At 68.0% G+C, this 15,791-nt stretch carries 12 protein-coding genes and 2 pseudogenes; 7 read left to right on the top strand and 7 right to left on the bottom strand.

All coding sequences use genetic code 11. The features are described from left to right. Positions 1-60: 60 nt before the first annotated feature. The gene (gene ectA / locus AB0J21_RS15125; protein ID WP_363146723.1) at positions 61-540 is read right to left on the bottom strand and encodes a diaminobutyrate acetyltransferase; all 480 of its coding nucleotides are present in this window, start codon (positions 538-540) and stop codon (positions 61-63) included. A 1,076-nt stretch (positions 541-1,616) separates the two neighbouring features. Between ectA and AB0J21_RS15120 the strand changes: the two genes are divergently transcribed. Then, positions 1,617-2,945 carry an IS1380 family transposase gene (locus tag AB0J21_RS15120; RefSeq protein WP_363146722.1) on the top strand — a complete coding sequence of 443 codons (1,329 nt, stop codon included), beginning with the start codon at positions 1,617-1,619 and terminating at the stop codon, positions 2,943-2,945. Between the two features lie 151 nt (positions 2,946-3,096). Then, a pseudogene (locus AB0J21_RS15115) lies at positions 3,097-3,195 on the top strand (RNA-directed DNA polymerase); the annotation flags it as partial. Here AB0J21_RS15115 and AB0J21_RS15110 read toward each other — a convergent pair. Both AB0J21_RS15110 and AB0J21_RS15105 read right to left on the bottom strand, forming a co-directional pair. Next, positions 3,154-3,597: a hypothetical protein gene (locus AB0J21_RS15110; protein ID WP_363146742.1), complete on the bottom strand. Its 444-nt coding sequence runs from the start codon at positions 3,595-3,597 to the stop codon at positions 3,154-3,156. The pseudogene AB0J21_RS15115 and the gene AB0J21_RS15110 sit on opposite strands and share 42 nt — an antisense overlap. Before the next feature lie 796 nt (positions 3,598-4,393). Further along, positions 4,394-5,197, bottom strand: a complete 804-nt coding sequence (locus AB0J21_RS15105) for a helix-turn-helix transcriptional regulator (protein WP_363146380.1) — start codon at positions 5,195-5,197, stop codon at positions 4,394-4,396. Positions 5,198-5,317: 120 nt separating this feature from the next. On the opposite strand from AB0J21_RS15105, the gene AB0J21_RS15100 reads away from it, so the two are divergent. From AB0J21_RS15100 to AB0J21_RS15080, 5 genes and pseudogenes are all read left to right on the top strand, one after another. After that, the gene (locus AB0J21_RS15100; RefSeq protein ID WP_363146379.1) at positions 5,318-5,740 is read left to right on the top strand and encodes a hypothetical protein; all 423 of its coding nucleotides are present in this window, start codon (positions 5,318-5,320) and stop codon (positions 5,738-5,740) included. Then, positions 5,737-6,777 (top strand): NAD(P)-dependent alcohol dehydrogenase, encoded by a 1,041-nt coding sequence (locus AB0J21_RS15095; RefSeq protein ID WP_363146378.1) that lies wholly within the window; start codon positions 5,737-5,739, stop codon positions 6,775-6,777. The genes AB0J21_RS15100 and AB0J21_RS15095 overlap by 4 nt, the downstream gene beginning before the upstream one ends. Before the next feature lie 791 nt (positions 6,778-7,568). Next, positions 7,569-7,936: pseudogene (locus AB0J21_RS15090) on the top strand (VOC family protein). A gap of 218 nt (positions 7,937-8,154) precedes the next feature. Beyond that, complete coding sequence (locus AB0J21_RS15085; RefSeq protein WP_363146377.1) at positions 8,155-8,820, top strand: anthrone oxygenase family protein; 666 nt, start codon at positions 8,155-8,157, stop codon at positions 8,818-8,820. Positions 8,821-9,645: 825 nt separating this feature from the next. After that, positions 9,646-10,737 (top strand): hypothetical protein, encoded by a 1,092-nt coding sequence (locus AB0J21_RS15080; RefSeq protein ID WP_363146376.1) that lies wholly within the window; start codon positions 9,646-9,648, stop codon positions 10,735-10,737. 308 nt (positions 10,738-11,045) lie between these two features. On the opposite strand, the gene AB0J21_RS15075 is transcribed toward AB0J21_RS15080, so the two are convergent. The 4 genes from AB0J21_RS15075 to AB0J21_RS15060 form a co-directional block, all read right to left on the bottom strand. Next, positions 11,046-11,438 carry a type II toxin-antitoxin system death-on-curing family toxin gene (locus AB0J21_RS15075; protein WP_363146375.1) on the bottom strand — a complete coding sequence of 131 codons (393 nt, stop codon included), beginning with the start codon at positions 11,436-11,438 and terminating at the stop codon, positions 11,046-11,048. Next, a complete protein-coding gene (locus AB0J21_RS15070; protein WP_275491664.1) occupies positions 11,435-11,629 on the bottom strand; it encodes a ribbon-helix-helix protein, CopG family in 195 nt (64 codons plus the stop codon). Before AB0J21_RS15070 ends, AB0J21_RS15075 begins: the two co-directional genes overlap by 4 nt. Positions 11,630-12,020: 391 nt before the next feature. Then, a complete protein-coding gene (locus AB0J21_RS15065; RefSeq protein ID WP_363146374.1) occupies positions 12,021-13,364 on the bottom strand; it encodes a class I SAM-dependent RNA methyltransferase in 1,344 nt (447 codons plus the stop codon). 188 nt (positions 13,365-13,552) lie between these two features. Beyond that, a complete protein-coding gene (locus AB0J21_RS15060; protein ID WP_363146373.1) occupies positions 13,553-15,628 on the bottom strand; it encodes an APC family permease in 2,076 nt (691 codons plus the stop codon). Positions 15,629-15,791: the final 163 nt, after the last annotated feature.

Below are 15,791 nucleotides of genomic sequence, written 5' to 3'. Positions count from 1 at the left end.
TGGCGCGGATCAGGGGTTTGCGGCGTCCGGGACAGGCGCCGGAAAGTCCCGATCGACTGGCTACAGCGAGATGCGGAGCAGGACCTCCGGTTCGTGGGGGTCCGGGAACTGATCCGGGACGAAGAGCGTCTGCTGCTGAGGCGGGCCGCAACACGCGGCAGCGAACGCCGAGAACAGCCTGGTAGACGGATCGTCATCCTGGGCGATGGTGGTCTCCATGTACCGCAACCCTGGTACGTTGCCGGCCAGCCACTCCAACATCGCCAGTTCAAGTCCCTGATCCCGAGCGACCCGGGCGACCGCGACCTGCCACACGAACAGCGTGTCGGCGGCCTCCGGCCGCCGGTATCCGGTCACGAACCCCAGCGGGGCGCCCCCGGCAGTCGGACGGGCGACCACGGAGGTCGCCGCGAAATCACGGCACCACATGAGGTAGCTGTTCGGGGAGTCCAAGTCGGCAAGGCCGACCTCACGAGCCAGGCCCCAGATGGCCGATCCGTCTCGGACGTCTGGATTCCTCAGGCACGCACTCGTGAACATAACCACTGCGTCACGGTGTGACACCGGAGCCTGAGCGGATATGAAGACGTCCCCAGTCACCAGCAACACCCGCCGTTGTCACGTGGAACGTGAAGCGTCGAGGCCATGCCCGGCGAGAATGGTGACATATCGAATGCAACTCCCCCTGCTGTGAACACACTGACGACGAAGAACTCGGCCGTCCTCAAACCGAGCCCTCTCCACTTCCCGCTAAGACGGGAACCCTTGACACGGAGCATCCCTTCGTGTCGTGCGCCGAAGCAGACGCTTGCAATGCTGTGTGTGTTGACGTGTCTTCACTCGCACCTCGTTACCCAATGGGCTAGGAAAACAAGATGCGAGATAGATGTATTTCGGTGCGCGTGGGCATACCTGATGCAGCGCCATGCGTTCCACGACGCTGACCGTCACGACCCGCTCACGAGAGACCGACGTCCCGTGTCCAGCAGTGCACCTACGCAGGCGAGGTTCAACCGACTCAGCCGTCCTGCCCATCCAACTCCCCCCAGTCGTTGGCTACAAGCGAAGAAGGCCACACACCTTCGGAAACATGTCGTGCACGTTTCTGAAGGCCGCTTTCCCCCGTGCCTGCTACTTCGTCACCCAGCAGCCGCCCCAGGCCCTGAAGGCAGTCGTCACAGCCGGTTTCGGCCCCGTTGGCGCTACGCGCAGTGCCGCGACACCCTTCACCCTGAAGCGACTGGTCCCGATCAGTTCCCCCTCGGTCACTGGGAAGTTCGAACACATTAGCAGGTGGCAGGGTCCCGGCACAGCCGAAATCCGCTGCACAGCAGGTCAGTTCGGGTATCGCCCCGCCTGACGCGTCGTCAGAAGTGGCCGGTTTCGCTCGCGACAGCGATGGGACCACTGCCACGAACAGCCCAGCTGCCGGGAGGCTGAGCCTTGATCCACCGGCCCAATGCCTGTGGGCAACTTCTCCGGGAACGAGGAAGTGCCCTGTGACCTGCGATGATGAGGTTTCTCTAGGACCACGTCAAGCACGTTCACGAGGGCACTTCCGAGATGCAGTCTTCCCATGCCGAGGACGGGTTTCCGCGCGGTTCGATGATCCGAATCTGATCGCGTACGGCGGGCTTGTTCCGCTGGTGCGCCTGGCCGAGCGGTGCGGGCTGCCCGGCCTGGTCGGCGAGCTGGTGCACCTTCCGGTGTCGGCCAACGGCACCGGCGCCTTCCCGGCATCGAAGGTGATGGCGCTGGTCGCGGGGATGGCGGCGGGCGCGGACAGCATCGAGGACATGGACCGGCTGCGGCACGGCGCCATGAACCCTCTGTTCCGCGAGGTGCGGGCGCCGTCCACACTGGGCAGCTTCCTGCGGTCCTTCACTCACGGGCACGTGAAACAACTCCACGCCGTCACACGCCGGTTGCTGCCCCGCCTGGCCGCCCACGCCCCGCTGCCGCCCGGTGCGGACACCGTCGCCCACCTCGATCTGGACGACACCATCAAGCCCGTCCACGGCTATGCCAAGCAAGGCGTCGGCTATGGATACAACAAGATCAAGGGCCTGAACGCGCTGACCGCGACACTCTCCACACCGCTGGCGGCCCCGATGACCGCCGCAACGAGGCTGCGCAAGGGAAGCGTGAACTCCGCCCGCGGAGCCGCCTCCTTCGCCACCGAAGCGATCACGACCGCCCGTGCCTCGGGCGCCACGGGGATACTGATCGTGCGGGCCGACTCCGCCTACTACGGTGCGGAACTCATCGCCGCCCGCAAGGCGGCCGACGCCCGCTTCTCGATCACCGTGCGCCACAACGCCTCCGTCAAGACGGCCATCGCCACCATCGCTGAGGACGCCTGGACGCCGATCAAGTACCCCAGGGCGATCTGGGACCACGATGAATCCCGCTGGATCCCGGACGCGGAGATCGCCTACACCGCGTTCACCTCGAAGCCGAAGAAACAGCAGGTCACCGCACGTCTGATCGTGCGCCGCGTGAAACGCCTCAACCCCGCCACGGTCCCCGAGGGCCAAGGCGAACTCTTCACTGCCTGGCGCTTCCACGCCGCGTTCACCGACAGCACCCAGCCCCTGGCCGACGCCGAGAAGGATCACCGCAGGCACGCGATCGTGGAACAGGTGACCGCAGAGTTGAAGAACGGCCCGTTCGCCCACTCGCCCTCGGGGAACTTTCAGGCCAATGCCGCCTGGCTCGCGCTGGCCGCCCTCACCTTCAACCTGGTACGCGCCTGCGGCATCCTCGCCGACACCTTCCACGCCCGCGCGACGTGCACGACCATCCGCGAACATCTGATCAACGTGCCTGCCCGCCTGGCTCGTTCGGCCCGCCGGCTCACCCTGCAGCTGCCGAAACGCTGGCCCTGGCAAGACGGCTTCGACACCCTCTTCCATGCCGTGCACATCCCACCCCCACCGGCCTGACCAAGACGTATCCGACCCGCCCGCGAGGGCCCGAGACCTGTGGACAAGTGGAAAAGCTGGACAGACCAGCGGCCACTCCGCGCCCGAAAACAGAAACACCGACCCGATCACGAGAATCAATCACTCACGAACCGAGCCGATAGATCAAGGCTCAGGGGAAACCGCAGACGGCATGTCGCTGGAAAAGATCGGACGCATCATCGATGCGCTACGCCACGAGCGATTCCGATTCCAGCCGGTCAAGCGAGTAGTTGGGCCGGTTCGCCTTCCCGGTGCGGCGAACGGTGGGGATGAGGGTGCCGTCGATCAAAACGACTTCGCCGCCCCTCTTGGTGATCTTCTTCAGGGCGCGGTCCAGGCGGGGTGCGCGGGCGGCGAGCAGTGCTGTCAGCTCGTCGCGCCAGCGCCGTATGGTCGTGTCCCCGACCTGGTTGCCGCCGGCCATGTCGGCGACGCGCTGGTCGTGGCGGAGCACGGCGAGGACGAGGACGACGATCCGCCCGGGCGGCAGGACGCGCCACCGGGAGCCGATCTTCTTGAGGTGGCGGCGCAGGAGATCGGCGCAGTATTCGGTGGTTTTCCGGGACACGGGAAGGCGGCACTGGTAGACGGGGAAGCCGGTGTCCCCGGCGGGCTCGGTGATCTTTTGCATGCACACGCTGAAGTCAACGGCCGCCGGGGCCAATCCGGTTACGGGTGTACTTCGCGATCTACGGCATAAGCTGAAAGCGCCCGTCGGACAGCTTGCGCAGCCAGCCCCGGCCGGACAGCTTGGTCAGCTTCCCACGCAGCGGCTCCAGTCGCCCCTTGACCTCGACTGCAAGGCCCCGGGGTGCGGCCGACGTCCTTGACGCGTACCGGGCCGCCCGCCTCCCGGACGATCTTCATGATCCGCTGGTCGTCCGGCGGCAGCACCTCCTCGCCGATGCCCGCCTCGCGGTGCGGGACCAGCAGCACGCCACGGCCGCCGACCTGCGCGGGCACTGCCTGTGTGGTGGCCTTCTCCGTCTCCAGCTGAGCATGCATACGCTCCCACACGCGCATCGCCGCAGCGAGGTCCTCGCGCTCGGCCCGGACTTTCTCAAGTCGTTCGAACAGGAGTTCTCTCCTCCCGGTCGAGTTCGGCCCGACGGGCGGCGACGCGTTCGGCGACTTCGCTGATCTCCGTCATCCCGCGAGCCTACGAACCCGCCCCGCCTCGTGACCTGGAAACGGACAGACCGCCCATGACCCTTGCCGGACGATCAAGACGGCAGACTCCCGCCCACCAACAGCCTCAGTCCCCTTCGCAACATCACGCCAGCCCTCGTGACCAGCGGAAATCAAGTTGGCGGGGACTCAATGGGGCAGGAACAGGGCTCGGGAAGTTGATGGGCTGCGGGGAAGGCGAGCATACCTGCACGGATCTTTCGTGGGCGTTGCCGCGTGGGGCAGTGGCGGGGGAACAATTACCGCTCAAGGAATTCGGCCAGCATGGCACTCGTCGCTTGGTCAGCCGGTAGAAACGCCTCAAGCCGTAGTTCGGCGATGGTGACATCGATGGCGGTGCCGAAATGGGTGAGCGTGGTGATGAGCGCAAGCTCCCTGTCGTCGGCTGGATCGTGTGTTCGCAGGCGCAGCGGTACGGCGAAGCCGAGGTGGTGCGGTGACACGCACGGACGTGGTGGTGCCAGGCCGATGAGTTCGTGGGCCAGGCGTTGGAGTTGGTCGTCCGGGTTGCGCACGCTCTCGGCCTGGATGCTGTCGATGATGTGCCACGCCCACTCGTCTAGGTTGACGATGCGCGATGCGAGGCCCTGCGGGTGCAGCAGCACCCGGGAAACGTTCACTGGTGGTACGAGCAGATGCGGAGCCACACCGGCGGTGAGTGCGTGGAAGGCGGTGTTGGCCGAGACGAGGTCACCGTGTCGGTCGACGACCACCGCCGGGTACGGCAGGTGGCCGTGCAGGATCCGTTCGAGGGCGGCGCGAATCGGTGCGAGTTGGGGGTCGTCCAGGCGGGTCTGCGGGTAGACCGGTGCGAATCCGGCCGCCAGGAGCAGTTCATTGCGCTCGCGGATCGGCACCTCCAGGGCTTCGCCCAGCCGGATGATCATTGATCGTCCGGGGACTGACCGTCCGCTCTCGATGAAGCTGAGGTGCCGCTGTGTGGTTCCCGCGCGCATGGCCAGTTCCAGCTGGCTGACGCGCCGCCGGGTGCGCCACTCGCGCAACGCTCCGGCGAGACCGCCCCTGTTCGATTCGCTGATCACCCCTCTTGTCTAACCCGTTCGGCTGCTGATCCGCGATTCCCTGCGGGGAATTGCCGTGCGCCGCCCGGCGCAGCAGAGTCGTCGCCGCACCACGACCACGCGCAACCGAGGGGATCCGCCATGGCTGACATTGACATCCACGACCTCACCGACCGCTACGTCGCGGTGTGGAACGAACCCGACGGGAAGCGCCGCCGCGCCGCGATCCGTGAACTGTGGTCCGCCGACGCCGTCCACGTGCTGCAGCCTCCCAACGAGATTCTGCAGACCGCTGAAGGACTGGGCTTCGACCATCTCCTTCTGGAGGCGCGCGGCCACCGTGCGCTGGAGTTCCGCGTGACGCGCGCCCACGAGGAGTTCGTCGCGCCGGGCACCTTCGTCTTCCGGTCGCGCAACAACACTGACCGGCTCCACGACGTCGTCAAGTTCAACTGGGAGATGGCACCCCGGGACGGTGGTGAGGTCGTCGGCGTCGGGCTGGAGATCCTCGTGCTCGGTCCGGACGGCCGCATCGTCAGCGACTACCAGTTCATCGAGGGATGAGCGCGTCGACGGCCGCGCGCCCGTCGATGGTGCGCAGCTACCACCTCACCACCGGCGGCGGTATCGATGGCCTGTCACTGCGTACGCACGCACCCCGCACCCCCGGGACAGGGGAGGTCGCGGTCGCGGTCCATGCCACCTCGCTCAGCTTCCGCGAACTTCTGGTGCTGCGGGGGCAGTACGTGCTGCCTGTCGAACCTGACGTCATACCGGTCTCGGACGGTGCCGGTGAGGTCGTCGCCGTCGGGCCGGACGTCCGGCAGGTGCGCCCAGGCGACCGCGTCACCGCCGCGCTGTTCCCGCGGTGGCTGGACGGCCCGCTGGAACCGTCGTACCTGCCGCAACTGGGTGGCTCGCTCGACGGAATGCTGACCGAACTGGCCATCCTCCCCGAGGCTGCCCTGGTGCCCGTCCCCGACCACCTCTCCTACGCCGAAGCGGCAACTCTTCCCTGCGCCGCCGTCACGGCATGGAACGCCCTGACCGGCGACGGCCGCGGAGTCCAGCGCGGACAGACCGTACTGGCCACCGGCTCCGGCGGCGTATCGCTGTTCACGGTGCAGTTCGGCAAACTCCTGGGCGCCAGAGTGATCGTCACGACAAGCCGCACGGACAAGGAACAGCGCCTGCGCGATCTGGGCGCCGACGAGGTGATCAACTACTGCGACATCCCGAACTGGCACATTGCCACCCGTGAACTCACCGCCGGGCGAGGTGTCGACCGCGTCGTCGACACCGCCGGAACGCTGGAGCAGTCGCTGAAAGCGGTCGCCGTCGACGGACACATCGCCCTCGTCGGGTCCCTCTCCGGCAACTGGCCACCGATCGACCCTCGTCTGCTGTTCGGCGCCGCAGCTACGGTCCGCGCACTGGCCGTCGGCAGCCGCGCGCAGTTCATCGCGATGAACAACGTCATCACCGCGCATCGGCTCCGACCAGTCCTCGACCGGACGTTCTCGTTCGAACAGACCGCGGCGGCGTACGAGTACTACGCAACGGCCGGCCCGTTCGGAAAGGTGATCATCAAGATCAGATAGTCGGCGAGCGCACAGGCCGGGGTGGGCGGGAGAAATGGGGAGAGTCCCGCGCACGCCACAGCTGCCCGCTCAGCCCCGCGTGACAGGGCTGGTGATCGAGGACCGCCTGCCGCACCGCGGCCTGCTCGGCCTCCCCGAGTACCTGATGCACCCCGATCGGCTAGGGCCTGTGTCCCAGATCCCTCCTGCCCGCCGACCGGCCGCTTCGCCCACCAGATGTCGACCGCCTTCAGCGACACGCCTAACACCGCAGCCACATCCTCGCGGTCCCGCCCCGCCACCAACGCGGCCACCGCCCGCTCAGTAGCACCGCTCCACGAGGCGGATCAAGTAGCGCAACGTTCTCCACACGGAAAGATGTCAACTTGGATGCAGACCGAAAAATAGCAGGTCATAGCCGCTTCTCGGGTCTCAAACGAGGGTCGGCGGGCGCCCCGAACGCCAAATGAGCCCCGCGGCTGTACGTCGGTTCGGCACGGGCAATCTGGCGTGGCATGGCTACCACCCCCAGTGCGGCAGCGCCTCCCTTTGGTACGGACCCTCACGCGGTGGAGCCGCGTCGGTGCGCCCACTGTGAATCGCCGCGCGTCAGTCGGCGAAGCTGCGCATCCCGCTCGGAATACCCGGCCCGGACTTTGCCCCGTTGTGTGGGCATGTGCAACCCGTGCTGCCAGGTTCAGGCAATTTGAGGCGCTTGCCCGCCGCTCGTGCTCGGCAGGGCTGAGACGCCGATGAGTTCCCCGTCCTCGAACGGTCTATCCGGGGACACGACCGTTCCCGACAGGAGTGCCATGTCCACCATTCAGCCAGTGATCCTGACTGCCCATCGCGATGTTCTGCTCGGCTTCTGTACACAATTGTTGGGCGCTGAGGAGATCTTCCGGGTGCCTGCGGAAGGACCGGCCTTCTACCTCGGCCTACGCATCGGCGACACCGACCTCGGATTGGTGGCCAAGGAGAACCCGGGGACCGGGACGGCACCGCGGATCCTGCTCAGCATCGGTGTCGACGACGTCGACGAGACGCTCACCCGGGTGGAAGCGCTCGGCGGAACGGTCCGCACCGGCCCCAACGACATGCCGTGGGACAGCGCGTCGCCCACATCCAGGACCCTGACGGCAACGCGGTGAACCTCACTCAGCCGATCCCTGCCCGGTGACGCTCTTCCGCAGTGCTTGGGGCGGTCGTTGACTACTTGGCGCCCGCGGACGAGGGGCTCGCCCGCACACCCCTTCACCGCATCCCCGACGATCGCAACGCCCACCCCGCAGGCGGCGTCCGGCGCACCGCCCTGGACCGCGCCCCGCGCGACTTGCGCTGACTACGCCCCGCCTACCGAGCCGCCACCACTCTCATCTGGGACGAAAGGCAACACGTATGAAGAACCTCCAGCAGATCACCTTGATACTGAGTGCCCTCGCGACCGGCTTGATGGCCGGCCTGTTCGCGGCCTTCGCCTACTCCGTCATGCCCGGCTTGGCACACTCTTCCGACCGCACCTTTGTCGAGGCGATGCAGAACATCAACAAGGCCATCCTCAACCCTGTCTTCATGTTCCCCTTCATGGCCGCGATCCCCCTGCTCGGCCTTGCAGTCGTCCTGGCCTGGCGCGGCCACGGACGGGCCGCGCTGCCATGGCTGATCGCCGCGCTGGTGCTCTACCTGCTCGCCTTCGTGGTCACTAGCGGCCTCAACGTTCCCCTCAACGACCACCTCGCCAAGGCCGGCAGCCCCGACCACATCAAGGACCCCGCAGCCGTACGCGAAGACTTCGAGAGTGCCTGGGCCGCCTGGAACATCGTCCGCGCCCTGCTCCACACCGCCGCCTTCGGCTGCCTGCTGTGGACGCTGATCGTCTTCGGCGCACATCGGACGCAGGAGGCCGCAGCTGCCGCCACCCTCACCCCACGACAGCTCGCCGCGGAGCAGCCCTACGGCGGCATCCAACCCGGCCCTGCACCGGTCACGGGTAGCCCCACGGCGCAAGTGGGGCCGACGCCGCAGGGACAACGGGCTCCTTGGCCCCGGGGCCCGCGCCGGTAGGCCGTCCACACGGCAGGGGACGACAGCAGCGTCGCGCATCGTGCCGCCTCGACTCGACCACCACCGCTGTCTTCAGCAGTGGCCCGCCCACCCGCGGCAGCGAGGGCGGCGCCACCGGGTGGCGTGGGCGGCCCGTCGCAGCGGCGGGCCGCCACTGGCGGAAGGGCCCCTCGGACTCGACTGGAAAGCCGGGAAGGAGATCTCCGGGGGGGCGTCCGCACGCCCAGACAGTGCAGCAACACCACCAGAGCAGCGGGTCCCGCACGAGCACGAGCACTCCACCAGACGCACGAGACCGACATGTGAAGGAGGGCACCGGGTGGCTGATGGCTGCGCCAGTGAACCAACGCCGCAGGGCGGATCGAGGGCCCGCATGTCTCGGCCCACCTCGTCCGCACCGAAATGCGCGCGCAGAGCGGTGGGCCGGGAGCCGCCGACATTGTCGCAAACGCTCGCAGCATGCACCGATGGGCGCGGGGGCGCGAGAGCTGTCGGCGCGGGTGAGAGCTGCTCCGAGCCGACCCCGAGGGAGCGGGGGCTTCCCCGCCGGGCGGCGGCTCGGCCTTCCGAGAGGTTCTTGCACCTCCTGGTTGTACGGATCACAACAGCAATACGCTGCAGTCAAGTTGACCTTGAGAGGGGAATGTTGTGCGACTGATGCACCGATATGTCATGTATATGGCTTGCGTGTCTGTGCTGGTGGGTTTGGCGGGATGTTCCGACGGCGGTTCCGGAGCCGACGACAGTGCCCCCAACACATCCTCTGCGGCAAAGCCTCGGGGTGACGCGAAAGGGTTCGATCCGCCGGTCAAGTTCGGCAAGGCGGTGAAGCTGCCGGTTGACGAGCACGTCAAGTCCTGGGGATTCGCACAGCTCGGGCCCCGGCTCTACGAGCGGACGGCCGCGGCGCTCAACGCCTACGACACCAGCTCAGGGCGCAAGCTGTGGTCGTCCCCTCTGGGCCGCAAGGACTGGTACACCGGCACGGCGGGAGGGGTGAGCGACAACCAGAGGATCTCCCCGGTCTTCGCGCAGCGCAACGGGCGCACGGATGTGCTCTTCGCCTACGCCGACTACACGAAAGGCTCGGGCACCGAGGCCGACCGGACCGACGTGTACCTGCGGGCCGTCGATGCGGACACCGGCAAGGTGTCGTGGACCACACGGTTGCCGGGACCCGCGGAGTCGACCGTCAGCGACCTGGAGCCGGCCGTCGTGGGCGCACAGGACGGAACCGCCGTCGTCAGGGTTCTCACCAGCACGGACGACTCCAGCGAGGACAGTGAAAGCGCCACCACTTACGCCGTCGACCTGAACAGGCGCCAGGTGACATGGCAGGAGGAGCACTTCGCGGCCGGGGCGCTGGACAGCGGCGTTGTCATCGGGACTCAGCTGGGCGAAGAGGCCCGGTTCCAGTCGCTGCACGGCTGGCACTCCGACCAGACAGACCTCGGCCTCGCCGGTCGGACACTCACGGACGGAACGCCGCGCTGGAAGCTGGAGGACCGGTCGTCGGTAGAGATCGAGCCGGTGGGCGGCGGCTTCTTCGCGACCGGATCGCTGCGCGACAGCCGCACCGGCAAAACGGTGCCCGGCGGCACGGACGGCACCCTCCTGCACTGTGTGTACGACCAGCGGTCCGTAGTCGTGTGCGACAGCGAGGAAGCCGTGCGAGGCATCGACGCCCGCACCCGCAAGGTGCTGTGGACCATCTCCGCAGACGACCCCTCGCGGAAGAAGCCGAACCTCAGCAACGCCTGGCACGGAGCCGTCTACGCCAGCACGGACACCACCAGCGTCGTCCTCGACGCCCGCACGGGCAAGGACCGCCGACCCTTCAGTGGCGCATCCCCCTACATGCTCAACCAGTACGCCGCGGTGAACGTCGACATGGTCGTGTATCCCACCACAGGATGACCATCTGAGCGCCCCCGGGAGTGTCTGATCAACGCGGATCTGCTGATCAAGGAAGAGACGCCAAGTGAGCGATACGACGATCGAGCACGAGTCCGTGGAGGAGCCGGTCAGCGGTGCGATGGACCTTGCCTGTCGCCCAAACGGGAAGGCGCGTGGGACGGCATCTTCGCGCCGAGCGGACCCGCTGCCCCATCTCGCGAAGCATAGGAATCCACCCGCTGAACGAACGGGTCAGGCCCCCGGCGGACTGCCAGAAGCCAGCACCGCTCCCAGAACCTCATTCCGTCCCGTACCCACGACGTCGAACGTCAGGAAACGGGGAACCAGGCCGACAGGCGCTTGGCAATAGCCGGTACCTCGATGTTGTCCTGCGCGACTTCCTCGACGAACGGGCCGGCCACGGAGACGGGTGGCGGGGCGGTGCTGGCGCTGACGCCGTTGAAGCGCAGGAAGACACGCATGGCAAGCCAGGCGGTGCGCTTGTTGCCGTCGATCAGCGCGTGATTGCGAGCGACGGAGTGCAGCAGTGCGGCCGCCTTCTCGTGCAGCGTGGAATACAGCTCGGCCCCGAACACGTTCGTCCGGGGCCGTTCGATCGCTGACACCAAAAGTCCCATGTCACGCACGCTGTGCTCGGTACTGTTGACCGTGCGAGCGATGGCCAGGATCTCGTCGATCTGGATGTAGCGCACTTGGGTCACTTCAGGTAGTCCAGGATCTCCGCGTCACTGTCCATAATCTCGGCCAGAACATCGTCGACCTTCAGCTCGGCCCGGTCCTGGGCGTCCCGGATGGCCTCGACAGCGAGTTCCTGCTTGCTTCGGCCCTCTCGACGAGCACGCTCGGTGAGCTTCGCATCGAGATCGTCGGGGAGTCGGAGTGTCATCGCCATACAGCGATGATACCGGCCTGGTATCTAAGTGGCGAGGCGATACCAGCCACTCGAGACCTCGAACCACAGCCCCACGTTCTGTGGCCCGGACGACCCGCGCTCTCTGCTCCAGGGAGCGTGCAGCGGGACGCCCGTACCGGAGTCCTTGACCCCGTGCCGATGGTCCGGTCCGCACAGCCCCAGCCGGAGAGGTCCGTGAGGCTGAGAATTCCGCTTCGAGCGTCGTCCGAGCGTCAAGAGTCTCCGGATGAGACCCTGAAGGCGTCGCCGGCTTAAGCGCGTCCCTCATGAATGCCCAGGTCAGGAAGCTTCCAAGGGTTGATCCGTCCGCTCGACCCGTTGCATGGAGCGAAACAGGTCGAGCAGTCCCATCGGACCACAAAACCGCAGGTCAGGCACCCTTTGTGGTCGGCTCCAGGATCGCCACGCACTCCACATGGTGCGTCATCGGGAACAAGTCGAAAGCCCGCAGGGTCCGCACCTTGTACCCCCCGTCCTTGAAGTAGGCGAGGTCGCGGGCGAGGGCGGCCGGGTCGCAGGCGATGTAGGCGATGCGGCGGGCGCCGAGGGTGGTGAGGTGGCGGACGGTCTGCTTGCCGGCGCCCGCGCGGGGCGGGTCGAGGACGACGAGGTCGGCCTCGGTGATTCCGGTGCGCGGGAGGACCTGGTCGACCTTGCCCTGTTCGATGCGGACGCGGTCGAAGTCGCGGAGGTTGTGGCGGGCGTCCTCGACGGCGCGCTTGGAGGTCTCGATGCCGAGGACCGCGCCCTTCTCGCCGACGCGGTCGGCCAGCGCTCCGGCGAACAGGCCGACGCCGCAGTACAGGTCGAGCGCCGTCTCGCCCTTGCGCGGCATGAGGCCCTGCATCGCGGCGAGCACCAGGGTGTCGGCGGCCTTCGGGTGGACCTGCCAGAAGCCGCCGTTGCCGACGCGCCAGGTGTGCTCGGCGGCGCGTTCGCGGACGAAGGCGCGGCCGTGGACGCGGTGGATGCCGCCGTCGTGCTCCTCGACCCGCAGGACCGAGACGGGGCGGTCGAGCTCGACCAGGGGCAGGCGGGCACCCGGCTTCGGGGCCAGGACGACCTGGCGGTCGCTGGAACCGGAGGCCGCGATGGCCTCGACCGACTCCATTCCGGACCAGTCGCGGCTCTCGATGCCGAGTTCGCTCACGCCCTCGGCGGCGATCATGCAGTGCTCGATGGGCTCGACCTCGTGCGAACGGTGTTTGCGCAGGCCCGCGTTGCCGTCGGCGTCGATCGCGTACTGGACGCGGGTACGCCAGGCGGGGACCTCACCGGCGGGGAGTTTGTCGCCCTCGGCCGGCATCACGGTGCCGTCCCAGCCGGCCTGCTCGGGGGTGAGGCCCGCGAGGCGCAGCAGCTGTTCCGCGATGACCTCGCCCTTGAGGCGGCGCTGCGCGCCCGGCTTCGCGTGCTGCCAGTCGCAGCCGCCGCAGCGGCCGGGGCCCGCGTAGGGGCAGGGGGCGGGGACGCGGTCCTTGGAGGGGTCGAGGATCTCGACGGCGTCGGCGCGCAGGAAGCGGGAGTCCTCTCCGCCCTCGGTGACGCGGGCCACGACGCGCTCCCCGGGCAGCGCGTGCCGGACGAACAGGACCCGGCCGCCCTCGGTGCGGGCGACGCAGTGGCCGCCGTGGGCGACGGGGCCGACCTCGACCTCGTACTCCTCCCCCACCAGTTCGTCCCCGGCCTGCGGTTTCCTCGGTTCTGCCTGCATGGGTGGGGTGACTCCAGAGTGCTTGGGGGTGCGTGCGCCGCGGCGGCGGGACAACAGCCGTCCAGTCTACGGCTCCGCGCGGACACCTCTTACCGTACGGACAGTCGCGGGCACGCCGCCCGGTCGCGGGCACCCCCCGCCGGACGGCAGCCGCGGACCGGCGGCCCGGACCCGCGGCCCGGGCCAGGTCAGCCCTCGCTCCGGCCGCCGCCCTTCCCGCTCGGCTCCTTCTCCTTCGGCCGGCGTTCCACCGGGCCGCGCCGTACCGCGCCGGGCGCCGTCCAGTTCTGGCGCCTGCGGACGCGGCGCTTGGCCACCTCGGAGGACTCCAGCTGGTAGGCGACGGAGGTCACCATGACGCCGGGGGTGAACAGCAGGCGGCCCTTGAGGCGCAGGGCGCTCTGGTTGTGCAGCAGGTGCTCGTACCAGTGGCCGACGACGTACTCGGGGATGATCACGCTCACGATGTCGCGCGGGTTCTCCTTGCGCAGCCGCTTCACGTACTCGACGACGGGGCGGGTGATCTCGCGGTACGGGGAGTCGAGGATCTTGAGCGGGACCTCGATGCCGCGCCGGTCCCATTCGGCGCGCAGCGCCTTCGTCTCCTCGGCGTCCACCATGATGCTGAGCGCTTCGAGGGAGTCGGAGCGCATGATCTTGGCGTAGCCGAGGGCGCGCATGGTGGGGCGGTGCAGGCGCGAGACGAGGACGATGGAGTGGACCCGGGAGGGGCGCACGATGTCCTCGCGGGTGGGTTCGTCGGCGAGGGCGATCTCCTCGGAGACCCGGTCGTAGTGCTTGCGGATCGCGGTCATCGTCCCGTAGAAGATGACCATGCCGAGGACGGCGACCCAGGCGCCGTGGGTGAACTTGGTGAGCAGGACGATGACGAGCACCATGCCGGTCAGGAAGGCGCCGAAGGCGTTGATCGCGCGGGAGCGGATCATGTGCCGGCGCTTGGCCTGGTCGCGTTCGGTGGTGAGGTGCCGGTTCCAGTGCCGGACCATGCCGATCTGGCTGAGCGTGAAGGACACGAAGACGCCGACGATGTAGAGCTGGATCAGGTGCGTGGAGTCCGCCCCGTAGATCGCGAGCAGCAGGACGGCGGCCCCGGCCAGCAGCACGATGCCGTTGGAGAAGGCGAGGCGGTCGCCGCGGGTGTGCAGCTGGCGGGGCAGGTAGCGGTCCTGGGCGAGGATCGCGCCGAGCAGCGGGAAGCCGTTGTACGCGGTGTTCGCGGCGAGGAAGAGGACGAGCGCGGTCGCGGCGGCGAGCACCACGAAGAAGAAGGTGCCGTCACCGAAGACCGCTGAGGCGACCTGGGTGATCACGGGGTTCTGCACGTAGCCGCCGCCGACCGGGGAGCCGTCGCGGAACAGGTCCTTCGCGGGGTTCTCCGCCATGTGCACGTGGGAGGCGGCGGCGAGGCCGATGATCCCGCAGAACATGGTGACGGCCAGGCCGCCCATGAGGGCGAGGGTCGTCGCGGCGTTCCTGCTCTTGGGCTTGCGGAAGGCGGGCACGCCGTTGCTGATGGCCTCGACCCCGGTGAGCGCCGCGCAGCCCGAGGAGAAGGCGCGCAGCAGCAGGAAGACGAGCGCGAAACCGGCGAGCCCCTTGTGCTCGGGCTTGATGGTGTAATCGGCGGTCGGTGAGGCGAGGGTCTCGTTCAGCAGGACGCCGCGCACGACCCCCCAGATGATCATGAGGAAGACGCCGCCGACGAAGATGTACGTGGGGATGGCGAAGAGCTTGCCGGACTCGCGCACCCCGCGCAGGTTCATCACGGTCAGCAGGGCGACGACCACGATCGCGCACAGCACCTTGTGCTGGACGACGAAGGGGATCGCGGAGCCGAGGTTCTCGACGCCCGAGGCGATGGACACGGCCACGGTCATGACGTAGTCGACGAGCAGGGCGCTCGCGACGGTCAGACCGGCTTTCGGGCCGAGGTTGGTGGTCGCGACCTCGTAGTCGCCGCCCCCGCTCGGGTAGGCGTGGACGTTCTGCCGGTAGGAGGCGACGACCGTGAACATCAGGACGACGACGGCTACCGCGATCCACGGGCTGAAGTGGTACGCCGACACACCGGCGATCGACAGGACAAGCAGCACCTCGCCCGGGGCGTAGGCCACGGAGGACAGCGGGTCGGAGGCGAAGACAGGGAGGGCGATGCGCTTGGGTAGGAGCGTTTCTCCCAGCTTGTCGCTGCGGAGCGCGCGCCCGATAAGAAGGCGTTTGGGCACGTCGGTCAGTTTGGACACGGAGAGGATCGTAAGGGGTGGATCGCGGGGGCGCCCACCCACCACCCCAGTCCTGGCGAACTCCTAACGCCACCGGCGGCGTGTCGCCGGGCGCCCGCACGGCGGCGGGCGCACGTGTGTAGCTTGGCCCCTTGTCTGAGATCCTGTGGGGACTCGGCGCCCG

The organism is Streptomyces sp. NPDC049954 (assembly GCF_040656295.1).
Lineage (GTDB): Bacteria > Actinomycetota > Actinomycetes > Streptomycetales > Streptomycetaceae > Streptomyces.
This window is presented reverse-complemented; position numbering and strand designations above follow the sequence as displayed.

Coding starts and splice junctions, on each gene's coding strand:
- ectA (WP_363146723.1), bottom strand. CDS start 540: ATGTTCACGAGTGCGTGCCTGAGGAATCCAGACGTCCGAGACGGATCG.
- AB0J21_RS15110 (WP_363146742.1), bottom strand. CDS start 3,597: ATGCAAAAGATCACCGAGCCCGCCGGGGACACCGGCTTCCCCGTCTAC.
- AB0J21_RS15100 (WP_363146379.1), top strand. CDS start 5,318: ATGGCTGACATTGACATCCACGACCTCACCGACCGCTACGTCGCGGTG.
- AB0J21_RS15095 (WP_363146378.1), top strand. CDS start 5,737: ATGAGCGCGTCGACGGCCGCGCGCCCGTCGATGGTGCGCAGCTACCAC.
- AB0J21_RS15085 (WP_363146377.1), top strand. CDS start 8,155: ATGAAGAACCTCCAGCAGATCACCTTGATACTGAGTGCCCTCGCGACC.
- AB0J21_RS15070 (WP_275491664.1), bottom strand. CDS start 11,629: ATGGCGATGACACTCCGACTCCCCGACGATCTCGATGCGAAGCTCACC.
- AB0J21_RS15065 (WP_363146374.1), bottom strand. CDS start 13,364: ATGCAGGCAGAACCGAGGAAACCGCAGGCCGGGGACGAACTGGTGGGG.